This is a genomic window from Acinetobacter sp. V89_4, from assembly GCF_029967875.1.
Taxonomy (GTDB): Bacteria; Pseudomonadota; Gammaproteobacteria; order Pseudomonadales; family Moraxellaceae; genus Acinetobacter; species Acinetobacter oleivorans.
The window spans coordinates 283579-298667 of the sequence record NZ_JASCAI010000029.1 but is presented as its reverse complement, the minus strand read 5'-3'; the positions used below and the strand labels follow the sequence as shown (position 1 = coordinate 298667).

Genomic DNA, 15089 nt, shown 5'->3' with positions numbered 1-15089 from the left:
TGAATAGCTAGCGTTGAGATGATGGCTGTTATCATAAGAATGATGTAAATAAGACGAATTATCATGCTCGCTAGATGGCGAATAATTTTTTAAATTTCTAAGCAGAGCAATTAAACAGATCAGTCCAATACTGGAAAAATTACAATAAATAACTATCTCCTAATAAAGCTAATAATTGGCCTCCCTGCTACATTATCTAACCCGAATCCTGCTTAAGGAAATGCAACTCCTTATCTTGAAGCTTCCCTATATTTTTGAGTATAACAACTTAAATATTTCGATCTGATAAAACCAAAAATCGAACATAATATTGCACTTATCTTTTTTAAAGAAAAATCCTTATCCACAATTCAGGTTATTTAAGATATAAAAAGCATAATTGAATTACGCTTTTTATATATCTAACAATGAAATTTAGTTTTTGATTTGAATAGGGTAAGCAATATATCTCATATTCCCATACTTCAAATAAGAAGCTCCGGTTAAAGGATTAAGATGTGTACCACTAATAATCATTGCTGCACTAGGTCCTCCATCTAAACGAATTGCATAATTGATACCAAATGCTTTAAATACAGAACAGAGATCAGCAGCTGTTGTCGTTCCTGATGAAGTAGATGAAACCATAACAATTTCACCTGTAGATAAGTTAGCTCCTATTGCAGACCATCTATTATTTTCAGTACTTGTTGTACAAACACCATTTTTAACAACAGATGTTGAGCTACTAACTAAATTATAACCATAACTTTGGAAATTATAAGTTGGACTACTCGTTTCAAAGAAACCTAACCCTTTCGTGCTACTTACTCCAAAAGTTAATTTATTTCCACCATCGGTATTTTTAGCCCTTATTACATTATCAGTATTGAGAAAACCTTTAGCTGTGCCTTTGCCTCCGCTTAAAGCACCAGCATCCCCATCCCACATAAAACCATTGACTAATGCGATGCCTCCATAATTTGTCATACGCACTAGATTAAGTTGATGGGGAACAGATGCAGTACTTGAAACTGATACGGGCAAGGCATATTTGATCCGAGTATCTTTTGCATTAATGAATGCAATATGAATATTAGGTGCAATATTTTCACAAGCTGAAATTCGTGCTACTCCTGTAGATTGTAATGTAGTTCTATAGGAAGCTAAATTTGCAGTTATAGTAGATGAACAAGTTGTAGCAGCCGCAGCCAGAGAGACTTTTTGTGCGGCATTACTGGGATAGTCTGAGCCTTCAATGATACGAGTACTTGACTCGGAAATTTCTGAGTAAGCTATAGATGTTGTTGCATTACTACTTAAAGTTGCGGTAGTTGTTTTTTTATCTTTTTCAGCAATTTTAATATTTAAATTTCCATTTCCTTTGATATAAGGGTAAATATCAAGCATAGGAAACTTTTTGCCAACATTATGCTCAGTAATAATGTAAAGCTGAGGATGATTTAGAAAATTTGAAGGAAAAGTAATTGAGCTTTTACTATTTAAATTGATTGATTGATTAAACTTAGGATCAACTAAATAATATTTGGCTTCAGGATTATAAGGTAGTGCCGTCGCAGCCATAGGTTGATATCTCGCTACCCCATTACCTCTATCTATTTTATTTAAAACAATATAAAGATTAGTTCCTTGATATTCAGAATCAATTTTTACTGGCTGGGCAAGTTTGAGTTCACCTTCTATTGATTGCTTGCCAGTAGTCGGTTCGAAGAGAATTTGATTAATTTGTTCATTTTCAGGAATGAGTACATCTGCTATAAGCTGACCTCTAGTAGTACTGCTATTAGCTACAGGTATATACTTATTAACATCAGCTTTCCAGCATGAAGAGGTTGAGCAAAGAATTAAATCTGAAACATTAATTTCACCCGCATCTGTCTTACTAGACACGGTTAGGTTGACTCTCAACCGTGATAAATGATCAACTTTTTTACCTTCATATTTTAATAAATTTTGTGCTGTAAAAGGAGGTAAAACAGCATAAATAGAACTACTAGAAATGAGTAATGCACTCAAAATAAAAATATTTTTCATGAAATGAATAAAACCTTTTGGCTGAGCTATATTATTAGAAAAAGAACAATAACTTAAAAAACTAGTATAAAAAAGAATTTATATTATTTTTTTGTAATGTATAAAAAAGTAAAAATATTATAGTTCAATTCTATATTCACAACTATTAAGTAAAAAAATAAAATATATTCAATTATATGAGAATAAAATCAGTATTCGCAATCGGCACCATAAAATAAAAATAAATTATTTTTCAAAAACTTAAAAATTCTTTTGTAATAAAAACCTAATTTCCCCGAATAAATAATAAAATTTAAAATAATTAAGAAATCTTAATATTTAATACTAAATTTAAAAGCCAAGATTATTAACTCAAACCCTCAACTGATCTGCAATAATATAGAAATTCTTTTAGATTTTTGCCAAAAGAACCAGAGTATTTTGTTTATTCCCGATTTCTTAGCAAAAAAATATGAAGATGCGGGCCTTATTATTAATTGCTCACAGGACATCTTTTCATCAACGGTTCATTTTTATGCAACCACACCCTATGGATCAAAAATTCCCAAAAAGGTTCAGCTCTTTTTAGACTCGCTAAAGCAACATTTTCAGCCTATTACTGATATTTCTATATAAACCTTAGCAATATTAATACCTCCTCCATTGTGATTTTGGCCTCACTCACCTCTATGATGAGATCTTAATTATGAAGTTTAGATTTTTAATTAAGATCTCATCTAGGTTTATTTTCTTAATATTTTTACCGACCCTTTTTTGTAGATGCTTCTAAAGATTGGAGCAGCACTGACAAAGAAGCATTGATATTATCTATTTCATTACTAGACAGTACTGAAAGTATATGACGTTCATTCTCTACATGTGCTTCTACTGCCTTATTGATTAACTCCAATCCATGACTTGTAAGCTGTACAAGCATACTACGGGCATCTTCTTCGTTATCGATACGCTCAATAAGGTTCCTTTGTTCCAGTTTCTTTAAACGATGTGTCATTGTTCCAGAAGTAATCATTAATGCTGAAAACAATTCAGTTGGACTTAGCCTATATGGGGATCCGGAACGTCTAAGCGTAGCCAACATATCGAACTCCCAAAGACTTAAGTCAAAGGTTGAGAAGGTAGATTCCAAAAGCCGTTCTAACAGAGTAGCGCACCGTTTAATACGACCAATAGGCCCCATCGGACTGGCATCAAGATCCGGTCGTTCTTTCGCCCATTGTTCTAAAATTTTATCAACTTCATCTTTTTGCAGACTATCGTTCTGTTTTTTCATTTATCTTGACTTCAAGCTAATTGGTGTGACAACATAATAATATCTTGAATTGAAGATAAATGGCAAATATATGTCAAAGCCTATTCCAGCTTCACGTGGGTTAGATATTTTACTCACCGCATTAGCTCCTATTATTTGGGGTTCCACTTATATTGTGACATCAGAACTTTTACCATCAGACCGCCCTTTCACCTCAGCACTAATACGAGTATTACCAGCAGGTTTACTTTTATTGTTATTTACTCGCCGCATGCCTGCCAAAAATGATTGGTGGCGTTTACTCATATTGGGGACGCTCAATATCGGGCTTTTTCAAGCTTTTCTATTTGTCGCAGCCTATCGTTTACCAGGTGGATTAGCTGCTGTACTTGGTGCAATCCAGCCTTTACTGGTAATGGTATTAGCTTGGGTAATAGATGGTCGGTCACCACTCAGAGCTACACTCTGGTCAGCTGTGATCGGTATGTTTGGAATGGCAATCTTGCTGTTATCGCCGAATACCGTTTTTGAACCGATTGGAATCTTAGCTGCATTATTAGGTGCTATATGCATGGCGTGTGGTGTGTGGCTCACATCTCGCTGGAAGTTAGATATGCCATTACTCGCTCTTACAGGTTGGCAGCTTGTGATTGGGGGCTTAATTCTTCTCCCTATTGCTTGGATGGTAGATGCACCTCTCCCTACTTTAAAACCTGTCCAATATATTTCTTACGCTTATTTGAGCTTAGCGGGTGCTTTAGTTGCTTATGTACTTTGGTTTAGAGGCATAACTCGTCTACCAAGTGTGGCAGTTGCATCTCTTGGGTTACTTAGTCCTCTAACTGCGGTGGTACTGGGTTGGGCTTTATTATCACAGTCAATTTCAGGAACTGCCCTTTTAGGGTTAGTTATCGTGCTTATTAGTGTGTTCGTAGTGCAATGGACAAGTGCACGTCGTAATTAATCATTAACTTTAAAATTATTTTTCTTTTCTGAGGCTTATATGAATATCTCTATACAACACGCTATTGAAACTCGCACATCAATTAATAACTTTCAGCCAAATCGCTCTTTAGATGAAGCTACCATCAAGCTATTAGTCGAATTAGCAACAAAGGCTCCCTCGGCTTATAATTTACAAAATTGGCGTTTCATAGCGGTACGCTCTGAAGAGTCAAAACAATTATTGAAAGCGGCAGCTTTTGGGCAAGATAAAATTACTGATGCTTCTGTAAATTTCATAATCTGCGGGACATTTGATGCACATCATCAACTGCATAACGCACTTCAGCCATCCCTAGAAAATAATATTATGGGACATAAAGTTATTGATAGCTGGGTAAGACAAGCGACCAATGCTTATCAAGATAACGCTATATTACAACGCGATGAGGCTGTTCGCTCTGCATCTTTAGCAGCCATGACCTTAATACTCGCTGCACAAGAAATGGGTTTAGGAACTTGTGCAATGGGTGGATTTGACGCAAAACAAGTATCTCAAGATTTTGAACTTACTGCGAATGAATTACCTGTCATGATTGTTGCTGTGGGTTATCCAACCATTAATAATTGGGCGCAAAAAATACGTAAGCCTGTAGCTGACGTTCTTACGATTGTTTAATAAATCCATAGCAAAAAAGAATAGCCTGCATAGATTTCATTTCTTGTGTGTTGCCGTTTAAATCTGATAGTTATACTTTTTTATGTGACTATCAGATTTAACTGAACTAAATTCGTTTTATCACTGAACTTTTAAACATTAGCGGAACGATAAAATATTAAATTGTTTTATGAACGTTAAATCCCCCCTTTCAAGAAACAGTCCAGCACCCTTTCCCGTTCGATTGCCAGATCCGAGCTTAAAAGCTGAATAATTGCGCCCTCAATCATATATAAAAATAATTTGGCATCCTGAAAAGTCACATCGTTTTTGAGTGTTCTCAACTGGCTATAAATCTCATTAATTAGCCACGTTCTATATCTCACTGCGACTTGATAGGCTTTTGGATAGGTCAGTTTGATTTCAAAAATGGCTTTAAATAATAGATAGTACGGCCCTTCTAAATCGGTATGTAAGAAATAAAGTTTCTTTAATTGATCAGTTACGTTGATGCGGTTGACCTCGTTAGCAATTGAAATCACTTTTTCTTTTAATCGCTCTTTTTGCACAATCAAACAGATTTCAATAAACCGCTCTTTCGAGTGAAAGTAGTTATAAAAAGTCGCTTTTGGAATTTTTGACTCTTTCACAATTCGGTCGATTCCAACGATATGAAATCCGTGATGGTGAAACAAATGAATTGATGTATTAACAACTTCTATAGCGCGCGTTGGGAGAACTAAATTTGGCATCGTTTTACCGTTATAAATTCTTGTTGTTTCTTAATGAGATACTTTTTTGGGAGAAAAAAAGGCATAGCAAAGCCCGTAAAGACTGTGCTTGGCACATCTCAAGTTTTATTGTTGATTAAGTTTTTGAGCCGTAATGACTTAAAGCCTGAAAACCCTAAAGGTTATCAAGCTGCTTTAAATTTTTAAGTTGTGTCGTTATAGCTTTTGGCAAAGGCTGCCAAGAAATTAAGAATGTGCAAAGCCAACTCCTTTTTATTGGGAGTTCTGCCAGACATTTATAGAATTATGGTGGCAGAACGAAAGGGGGTTAGCAGACTGGCCGAAAAAACCCAGCACACCCGAAGGTGTCCCCCTCCCGTTCCACCGTAGAGGGGGCACGAGGGTCCGTCACTAAAAGAATTAACTTTTAATGCTTTTCGGAACGGTCTGCTAAAACCGACTGGCAATGTGGCCAGCAGGCAAAGGATAGTGCTCTGCCCTTTAGCAGTCAAGCACACACAATGACATTTGTTTTAAATTAGATCATTAAAAAGTAAGGATAAATAATGAATAAGTGATTGTTAAATGGGGGTTTATAAAGATAGGAATGATTACTAGTGAACTGCACCCCCGAAAGTTGGACACTCATAGTCTAATTTAAAGGGGGCTTTACTTTCTTACTGGTTAATTATCTACTTTTTTATATGCTTTAGATTATCTAAAGCGATATTGATATCTTTGTATTCATTACTTGATTTGAAAACATACAATAAGAATTTTTCAAGTACATCAACTTGTTGTACATCAAAGTATTCTAATAATGCTTTAATCAAATCAGGACTATTAGCTCTTTCTAATCGATAAAGCCACCATGTGAAGCTATTACTATACAAAGAATCTGGTTCATTTAAATAGTGCTTCATAATCGCAGGAGTGTAAAATAAATATGCCTGAGGGGTTAAGTAACTGAAACCTGTAAAGTGCATATTTAGATATAAAGAAGGTATTTCTAAAGGGTTGCTAAATCTATTAGCCATCTTCCTTTTTTCTTTAATTGCTTGAATAGCCTCTTCCTGATCTGCTGCAAGCCATCCACATGTTTCAAAAAAACCAAGCTCCTGGCTCGCCCATTCCTCTGCGGTTAAATGAGAGTCTGGATGTTGTTTATCAAAATACCAATAACTGGTATCCGCATAATCTTCTTCGGCAAGAGTATAGTTATCACCTAAAGTAACATCCTTATACTCTTGCTCTATTTGATTCTTTAAAGTATCGATATTCATTTTATTGTCCTAAACCCCCTAGATAACTTTTTTCCAAAATTTTCAACTTTGTCAAATATAGAATGCGACAAACAGGCATAAAAAAGGCTTACACGTTATAAAACGATCTTGTACATAAGTTTCCTTGCGGCAAAAAAAGCTAGCTGTTAGCAGCTTTTTTAACCACTAATCTTCTGATAAATAACCATTAATCTAATAATTTGATCCAATTCGTTGGTAAAAATTGTTCATCATTTTCTTCACTAAATCCGGCTCTTGTAATTTTTATGTTTCCTGCAGTTAAAACAAGTTCCATAGAAGGATTATTAAAGAAGAATGTAAACTTAAACCTATTATTATCTGAATCTTCAATATCATAATCAGTTATGTAGAATTGCCCAGAACTCAAATCATCAGTAATAGTAAATCTATTAATAACTGAATTTTCAAAGATAACTAATCCCTTTTCAAGGGAATATTTTCCTGATTCAAAATTTGAAAAAATATGTATATACAGAAGTACATTTAAGTTAAAGGTCTTTGGATTAGAATCTAATAAAAATCCATAAAATCTTGCGTCATGTAATACTCCTAAAACATCATCATACTTACTGATCATAGCCCAACTCCACATCCAGCAAGGTTATGAGCTTTGACAATACAACGACCATCAGGTAATTGATTATTTACATCACAATGCCAATGAATCGGTCTACCAGTTTTAGTCATACAACTCGGTTTTTTGTAATTGTGTCGTCTGAGTATCAGATTGAGAAGTATCATTCTGATTATTATCCTCACATCCCCAATAAAATTGCTACTAAAAATAGTTTTTTCATTTATTCCCCCTTATTTTATAATAGTATATGTTAATTTTTAATAAAAAAATAGAATGAAACAATAAAGCCCACTAAATGGCTTTAAATTATCGTTTTATTTTTGCGGTTGTATTCTCAGTCAAGGAATGACTAATAATAGATTTTAGATTAACAATTCTGCCAAATATAAATGAGAAAAATAAGCATAAAAAATAGCTTACATATTATTAAAATGATCTTATACACAACTTCCCTTCAGGCAATAAAAACTCACGCAATGAGCAGGCTCTCCTTAAGTTAAAAATAATTACCTAGCTTGTGTATTAAGCCCATCTGACATCACTATCATCATAATTTCAATATAAGAAAAAGCCCCGAAGGACTTTTCATTTGAGTTAAGTGTTCTCCGTTAAAAACTCTTTAATAAATTTTTTTTGATCATCACTAAAAACATGATTATCTTCTTCCCAACGTGTTTCTAATCTAAAAATAAAACTATCCATATAAGCTTTATTTTTATCTGTTGTTAGAAAGTAATAAATAGCAGCTGGTAAAAAAAACTTAAAACCTTCTGAGCTTAAATAGCTACAATTAACACCAAAATAATATAAATATTCATAGCTTACATCTGTCCAAATTTTAATGCCTTCTTGTGGTCTACCACGTGATCGAACAGCTTCTAGCCCAATTTGTAAGTAAAAATCAGGCCAATCAAAGCCATATGACAGAAGTAAATCTTCTGCCGATAGTTCTAATGCAGATAAATAATCGTTATCAATTTGTTCAAAATATCTATAATGAGTATCATAAAAATCACACTCAAGTAGTGAGCGATTCCCACCTAATTGGAATGGAGGAAATACTTTTTCAAAAAGTTCTTTAATATTGATATTCATAATTAATTTTCACCTAGACTCAAAGCATTTTGCGCGTCAACAACTCCGAACGATGTAAACACTTTATCGTTACACTCAGAATCCTAATAAACTTATATTATTTAAACACTCATCTACTCCTTCTTTCATCTCTAGAGATAGATTGGAAGTAAATAACAGAAAGTCTTTTAGCACTTCTATTTGTGCCTTGGTAAAACAATTTAATAATTTAGAAATTTCTTCAAAAGTATTTAAACTTCTTAAACGATAAAACCAAGAAAAAAAACTAGGTGAAGATAGAACTTCTGTATCTTTTAAAACAGAACTCATAATAGCTGGGGTATAAAATAGAAATCCCTGAGGTTCTAAAAAACCAAAACCCGTATGGTAGTTGTCTAAATATGAAACAGGTATTTCAAAAGGATTACTGTACCTATTATTCATTTTCCTCTTTTCTTTAATTGCATTTACAGCCTCTTTAAAGTCCTCTCTAAACCAATTACCAGTCTCAAGAAGGAAAAGTTCCTGCTTTACCCATTCTTCCTCAGTTAAGTTTAAATCGGTGCGCCTTTTATCAAAGTACCAGTAGCTTGTATCGGCATAATCTTCCTCAGGCAGAGTATAAGCATTCCCCAAAGTAACATTTTTAAATTCAAACTCTATTTGATTCTTTAAAGTATCGATATTCATTTTATTGTCCTAAAACCCCTAGATAAATTTTTTTCCAAAATTTTCAACTCTGCCAATTATTAAATGCGACAAACAGACATAAAAAAGCTCACATGTTATTAAAGCGATCTTGTACATAACTTTTCTTCAAACAATAACAACTCAGTCAATGAGCGGGTTCTGTTTAAGTTAATATAATTACTAAACTTGTGTATTAAGCCCATCTGACATCATCATAATTTCAATATAATAAGAAGCCCCGTAGGAATTTTCATTTAAGTTAAGTATTTTCTTCAATGATCTTCTTTAGATATTTATCTGGAACATCTTTAAATTCCACAGGTTTATAAGTTTTAAAAAAATCATGAAGTTCATTATCATCGACTATTTCTCCATCTGGTTTCACAAATCTGAAATCAAATTTCTCGCTTGTTTCAAATGTATAAACCAATTCATCAAGGTCGTTATACCATTTTTGATTAATATACTCCTCATCTTCATTGGCAACTTCATAAACTATAGTATTCAACTTTTTCAATTGCCCATCGATCATTTCAAAATCTTCAGTTCCGAATATCTTACTTGATGAATCTGTGAAATAATTTTTATAAGCTATTACCTCATAGTTTGAATTAAATAAAGTTTCACTTACAATTTTCTTTCCTTCTGAAAACTCTTTCAACTCATCTAGAACCAATTTTTCTTCAAGAAAACTAGAAACTCTAAAACACCAACCATATTGATCAGTGAAGTGAATTGTTTTAATTGGTTGCCCTTTTGAAGGCTTAGTAACATCTAATTTAATCATTTTGAATCATCTCATTAAACCGTTTAATACTTTGGCTACCTGTAAAGTATTTGGTGTTATTAATGCTGCAGAAACTCTAAAGTCTTTAACAGCATCAATTAATGTCGACGCTCCTATAACTTCCGAATTAGTAATTGACCAACGCATTAAAGGTGATATTGCTGGACTCAGCATTAGTGACGAAGCTGCTAACTTGTAATTAGATGTTATTGGTAATAAGAAATCTGTTGTTTGTAATTGTGTCATCTGTGGATCAGATTGAGACGTATCGCTCTGGTTATTATCCCACTTCCCGTCAACCCCAATAATATTGCTACTAAAAAATAGTTTTTTCATTTATTTCCCCTTATTTTCAAATATTTTATTTTACTTTTTAATTAAAAACTATATAAAAAATAAAGCTTTCTAAATGGCTTTAAATCATAGATCTCTTCTTGTGCTTGTATTCTCAGTCAAAGAACGACTAATAATCGAGTTTGGATCACCAGTTCTATAAATATAAAATGATAAAAACAGGCATAAAAAAAGGGCTTACACGTTATGAAACGATGTAAACCCTTTATAAATCTTGGTAGGTATATCCAGACTCGAACTGGAGACCTCTACGATGTCAACGTAGCGCTCTAACCAACTGAGCTATACACCTAGAATGGAAAGCATCATATTCATTTTTCAAAAGCAAAACAAGTGATTTTCAATTGAAAAAAATACAAATGAGCAGACTTTAAGCAGCCTTTTTTCATTTTCAAAAAAAGAAAAACGGTACATGGTTTAACCACATACCGTTTTATTTAGCTGAATATCAAGTTCAACTTAACAAGGACATTTCTTTAAAGTACCGCCTGCCGATGGATAACGCGCATCGACACAATGACGGTAGAAAGTCTTTGCATCCATTGGTGTTAAATCAGGATGATGAGCTTTCATGTGCTCCACATAAGTCTGATAATCTGGCACGCCAACCATCAGTCGAAAGCTTTGCTGCAAACGCTGCCACAAGGTTGCAATACGCGACCAGTTCTTTGGAGAAAGCAACAGCTCTTTCTGCGAGAGCACCGTCATTTTGATGATTTTCGCAATAATGACAGTTCCATTTTTTGCAAATTTAAAATTCATCATTACTCTCCTCGTGGGGTGACCACTTCCGGATCAGCATATACGGCAGGCGCTTCATTTACAGTTGGTTTAGGGCTTGCTAAAGCACGGCGCACAATACCAATTGAAGCAATAATCATGACAATCGAAACAATCATAAAGAAGCCACAAAGCGCAGCATTAATCTGATTCGACATCACAATGTTTTGCATTTCAGCAATACTTTTAGCTGGTTTTAATATTTCACCGCGAGCAATCGCGTCAGAGAACTTATGCGCTTGCGCCAAGAAACCAATCTTAGGATTTTCGTGGAAAATCTTTTGCCAGCCCGCAGTCATACAGGTTATGAATAAGAAAATTGTTGGGATGATCGTCACCCAAACATATTTTTCTTTTTTCATTTTAAACAGAATGACTGTACCCAAAATGAGTGCCATCGAAGCCAACATTTGGTTACCAACACCAAATAAAGGCCATAAGGAGTTAACACCACCGAGTGGATCAATCACACCTTGATAGACGAAGAAGCCCCATCCACCGACTGCAACTGCCGTACCAACCAAGTTACCAAAGAATGAACCTGATGCTTTAACCGCAGGAATAACAATACCAACTGTGTCTTGCACCATGAAACGACAAGCACGAGTACCCGCATCTACAGCAGTTAAAATGAATAACGCTTCAAATAAAATCGCAAAGTGGTACCAAAATGCCATCATTGAACGGCTATTGAAAATTTCCGAAATGATATGTGCCATACCAATCGCAAAGGTAGGCGCACCACCCGTACGCGATAAAATCGAAGATTCTCCGACTTCCTGTGCCAACACAGTTAACATTTCAGGAGTAACGACAAAGCCTAAATTACGCACAGCTTCTGCCGCAGTTTCTACTGTTGTACCCAGTACAGCCGCAGGAGCATTAATTGCAAAGTACACACCTGGGTCTAAGACAGTTGCACAGATCATCGCCATAATACCGACGAATGATTCCATGAGCATACCGCCATAACCAATCACACGAATATCCGCTTCGTTATCGACGAGTTTTGGTGTTGTACCACTTGATACAAGCGCATGGAAACCAGAAATCGCACCACAGGCAATGGTAATAAATAGGAATGGGAATAAGCTACCCGAGAAAACAGGGCCAGTACCGTCAATAAAATGAGTCACTGCTGGCATTTTCAGTTCAGGTAATGCAATGATAATACCGACTGCTAAACCGAGAATGACACCAATTTTAAGGAATGTTGATAGATAATCACGCGGTGCTAACAATAACCAGACAGGTAAGACTGAGGCGATAAAACCATAAATGATTAAGCACCATGTCAGCTGTGTTCCTGTTAAGGTGAAAAACTCACCCCAGTAAGGATCCGCTGCAACATGTCCACCGTAAACAATTGCAAGCATCATTAAGACGAAGCCAATAATCGAAACCTCAGCAATACGTCCCGGGCGAATAAAACGCATGTAAACGCCCATAAATAATGCAATTGGAATAGTCGCTGCAATCGTAAAAACACCCCATGGACTATGGGCAAGTGCTTTAACCACAACTAAAGCCAATACCGCAAGGATAATAATCATTACCCCAAGTGCACCAAGCATTACAACGATACCAGCAAAAGAACCCAGTTCCTGTTTTGCCATTTCACCAAGCGAACGACCGTCTCGACGCGTTGAAATAAATAAAACTAAGAAGTCTTGTACTGCACCCGCGACAACCACACCGACCAGTAGCCAGATTGTCCCTGGTAAAAAACCCATTTGTGCAGCCAAAATTGGCCCGACTAATGGCCCCGCTCCTGCAATTGCAGCGAAGTGGTGACCAAAAAGTACATATTTATTGGTGGGAACATAATCCAGACCATCGGCTAAACGGTGGGCTGGGGTTAAACGTCTTGGGTTTAATTCAAATACTTTAGTTGCAATAAATAGACTATAAAATCGATATGCGATGCTATATACACATGCTGCAGCCAGTACAAGCCAAACCGCATTAACATGTTCACCACGACTGAGTGCCAGCATCCCAAAAGAAATTGCACCTATAATTGCCACTAGGCTCCAGACCAGCTTGGAGGGAAGCGTAGATTTCGCTTGCATTGTGTCCATTCTTAACCTCTCAATAAATAACTACAGCATTTTTATATTGTTATGTACTGTTCTATCAAATCCTTGTGACTGTACTCCTCCTTTAATTTTTTTCCTCTTATACTTTCGCATAAAAAAAGGGATGATTTACATCATCCCTTCGATAATAGTGTATTTTTTAACTATTATGCACGCTCTAAATAATCGCCAGTACGAGTATCTACACGAACGCTTTCTTCTTGCTGAACAAATAACGGAACACGAACAACCGCACCTGTTTCAAGCTTAGCTGGTTTACCGCCACCGCCAGATGTATCACCGCGTACGCCTGGATCAGTTTCAACAATTTTTAATACAACGAAGTTCGGTGGGTTTACAGTTAAAGGTACGCCGTTGAACAACATAATCGTACATTTTTCATTTGAATCGTCTTTTAACCATTTTGCAGCATCGCCCATTGCAGTTTTGTCTGCAGCGATTTGCTCAAAAGATACAGGATCCATGAAATTCCACATTTCACCATCGTTGTATAGGTATTCCATTTCAACTTCAACAATATCAGCAGCTTCTAAAGAGTCACCTGATTTGAAAGTTTTTTCTAATACTTTACCAGTTTTAAGGTTACGTAATTTTACACGGTTGAACGCTTGACCTTTACCTGGTTTTACATATTCGTTTTCCATGATTGAACATGGGTTACCATCAAGCATAACCTTAAGGCCTGCTTTAAAATCATTTGTAGAATAATAGGCCATGAAAGGCACACTCCAAACTTAACAAGTCAACTATGCGATATAATGCGTTGTTGCATTATCTTAATCGTGTCAAATGATAAACTATTTATACCAAGAGCAAAACTGGCAATCACAACTGAGTGACCTTATTACTGATCCGTCGGAGTTGCTAAGCCTACTCGAGTTATCCTCTGATCAGCTATTATCAGGTGCGATTCTGGCTTCTGAACAGTTTAAATTGCGTGTTCCTCGCGCGTTCGTCGGAAAAATGAACGCTAAAAACCCTTTTGACCCGCTTTTGCTACAGGTTTTACCTCATCATTTAGAACTTGAAGAACATCCTGAATTTGTAACAGACCCTTTGGGTGAAGAAGCAGCAAATCAACTACCCGGTGTATTACATAAATATAAATCACGTTTTTTACTGACTTTGACGGGTGCTTGTGCCGTACATTGCCGTTATTGTTTCCGTCGTCATTTTCCCTATCAAGAAAATTTACCGAAAAATGATGATTGGCTAAATATTAAAAATTACATTGAAGCGAATCCGCACATTAATGAAATCATTTTAAGTGGTGGAGATCCCCTTACGCTTTCTAACCGTAAATTAGCACTTTGGCTAGAACGTTTATCATCTCTCAAACAAATTAAGATTCTGAGAATTCATTCACGAGTTCCAATTGTGATTCCAAACCGGATCGACGAAGAGCTGATTTCTTTATTAAAAAACAGTAGGCTGCGTATTATTCTGGTGGTACACTCAAACCACGCTTCTGAACTCGATGACTTTACCTGTTCAAAATTGTTGCAGTTATCTGCCGAGCACATTACTGTACTTAATCAGGCAGTATTGCTTAAAGGCGTTAATGATTCTGCACAGACATTAATTGATTTAAGTTATCGTTTATTTGAAGCTCGCGTTATGCCTTATTACTTACATGTTTTAGATAAAGTAAAAGGTGCACAACATTTTGATTTAATACCATCTGAGATAGATGATATATATCGTGATGTGTTAGCGAACCTACCGGGGTATTTGGTTCCTAAACTCGTCAGGGAAATTGCGGGCGAAAAGAATAAAACACCGCTTTTTGGGGCAACAACATTTTGAGTTA

Annotated in this window: 15 protein-coding genes and 1 tRNA gene; 3 read left to right on the top strand and 13 right to left on the bottom strand. The window is 35.6% G+C overall.

Going from position 1 to position 15089, the window contains the following annotated elements; translation table 11 throughout:
* Positions 1 to 414 precede the first annotated feature (414 nt).
* Both QLG01_RS17270 and QLG01_RS17265 read right to left on the bottom strand, forming a co-directional pair.
* Positions 415 to 2034, bottom strand: coding sequence for a phosphodiester glycosidase family protein (locus QLG01_RS17270; protein ID WP_254617632.1), 1620 nt, complete (start codon positions 2032 to 2034; stop codon positions 415 to 417).
* 739 nt (positions 2035 to 2773) lie between these two features.
* A complete protein-coding gene (locus tag QLG01_RS17265) occupies positions 2774 to 3304 on the bottom strand; it encodes a MarR family transcriptional regulator (RefSeq protein ID WP_282497007.1) in 531 nt (176 codons plus the stop codon).
* 70 nt (positions 3305 to 3374) lie between these two features.
* Here QLG01_RS17265 and QLG01_RS17260 point away from each other — a divergent pair, with 70 nt between their 5' ends.
* Together QLG01_RS17260 and QLG01_RS17255 are read left to right on the top strand one after the other, a co-directional pair.
* Positions 3375 to 4247: an EamA family transporter gene (locus QLG01_RS17260; protein ID WP_282497006.1), complete on the top strand. Its 873-nt coding sequence runs from the start codon at positions 3375 to 3377 to the stop codon at positions 4245 to 4247.
* A 39-nt stretch (positions 4248 to 4286) separates the two neighbouring features.
* Positions 4287 to 4904, top strand: coding sequence for a nitroreductase family protein (locus QLG01_RS17255; protein WP_049837157.1), 618 nt, complete (start codon positions 4287 to 4289; stop codon positions 4902 to 4904).
* 176 nt (positions 4905 to 5080) lie between these two features.
* Here QLG01_RS17255 and QLG01_RS17250 read toward each other — a convergent pair whose 3' ends face one another.
* From QLG01_RS17250 to efp, 11 genes are all read right to left on the bottom strand, one after another.
* Positions 5081 to 5635 (bottom strand): TetR/AcrR family transcriptional regulator, encoded by a 555-nt coding sequence (locus tag QLG01_RS17250; RefSeq protein ID WP_282497005.1) that lies wholly within the window; start codon positions 5633 to 5635, stop codon positions 5081 to 5083.
* A 671-nt stretch (positions 5636 to 6306) separates the two neighbouring features.
* A complete protein-coding gene (locus QLG01_RS17240; protein WP_282497004.1) occupies positions 6307 to 6897 on the bottom strand; it encodes a hypothetical protein in 591 nt (196 codons plus the stop codon).
* A gap of 187 nt (positions 6898 to 7084) precedes the next feature.
* Positions 7085 to 7495 (bottom strand): hypothetical protein, encoded by a 411-nt coding sequence (locus QLG01_RS17235; RefSeq protein ID WP_282497003.1) that lies wholly within the window; start codon positions 7493 to 7495, stop codon positions 7085 to 7087.
* 594 nt (positions 7496 to 8089) lie between these two features.
* Positions 8090 to 8590, bottom strand: coding sequence for a hypothetical protein (locus tag QLG01_RS17230; RefSeq protein ID WP_282497002.1), 501 nt, complete (start codon positions 8588 to 8590; stop codon positions 8090 to 8092).
* A gap of 75 nt (positions 8591 to 8665) precedes the next feature.
* A complete protein-coding gene (locus tag QLG01_RS17225) occupies positions 8666 to 9259 on the bottom strand; it encodes a DUF6714 family protein (protein ID WP_282497001.1) in 594 nt (197 codons plus the stop codon).
* A gap of 259 nt (positions 9260 to 9518) precedes the next feature.
* Positions 9519 to 10046 (bottom strand): hypothetical protein, encoded by a 528-nt coding sequence (locus tag QLG01_RS17220; protein WP_282497000.1) that lies wholly within the window; start codon positions 10044 to 10046, stop codon positions 9519 to 9521.
* Between the two features lie 6 nt (positions 10047 to 10052).
* Positions 10053 to 10382, bottom strand: coding sequence for a hypothetical protein (locus tag QLG01_RS17215; RefSeq protein WP_282496999.1), 330 nt, complete (start codon positions 10380 to 10382; stop codon positions 10053 to 10055).
* Between the two features lie 233 nt (positions 10383 to 10615).
* Positions 10616 to 10692, bottom strand: a tRNA-Val gene (locus QLG01_RS17210).
* 167 nt (positions 10693 to 10859) lie between these two features.
* On the bottom strand, positions 10860 to 11165 hold the full coding sequence (locus QLG01_RS17205; protein ID WP_004790909.1) for a YbdD/YjiX family protein: 306 nt from the start codon (positions 11163 to 11165) through the stop codon (positions 10860 to 10862).
* A complete protein-coding gene (locus QLG01_RS17200; RefSeq protein WP_174766315.1) occupies positions 11165 to 13261 on the bottom strand; it encodes a carbon starvation CstA family protein in 2097 nt (698 codons plus the stop codon). The genes QLG01_RS17205 and QLG01_RS17200 overlap by 1 nt, the downstream gene beginning before the upstream one ends.
* 164 nt (positions 13262 to 13425) lie before the next feature.
* Positions 13426 to 13995: an elongation factor P gene (efp, locus tag QLG01_RS17195; protein ID WP_004790907.1), complete on the bottom strand. Its 570-nt coding sequence runs from the start codon at positions 13993 to 13995 to the stop codon at positions 13426 to 13428.
* A 73-nt stretch (positions 13996 to 14068) separates the two neighbouring features.
* On the opposite strand from efp, the gene epmB reads away from it, so the two are divergent.
* The gene (gene epmB, locus QLG01_RS17190) at positions 14069 to 15085 is read left to right on the top strand and encodes an EF-P beta-lysylation protein EpmB (RefSeq protein ID WP_049837195.1); all 1017 of its coding nucleotides are present in this window, start codon (positions 14069 to 14071) and stop codon (positions 15083 to 15085) included.
* Positions 15086 to 15089: the final 4 nt, after the last annotated feature.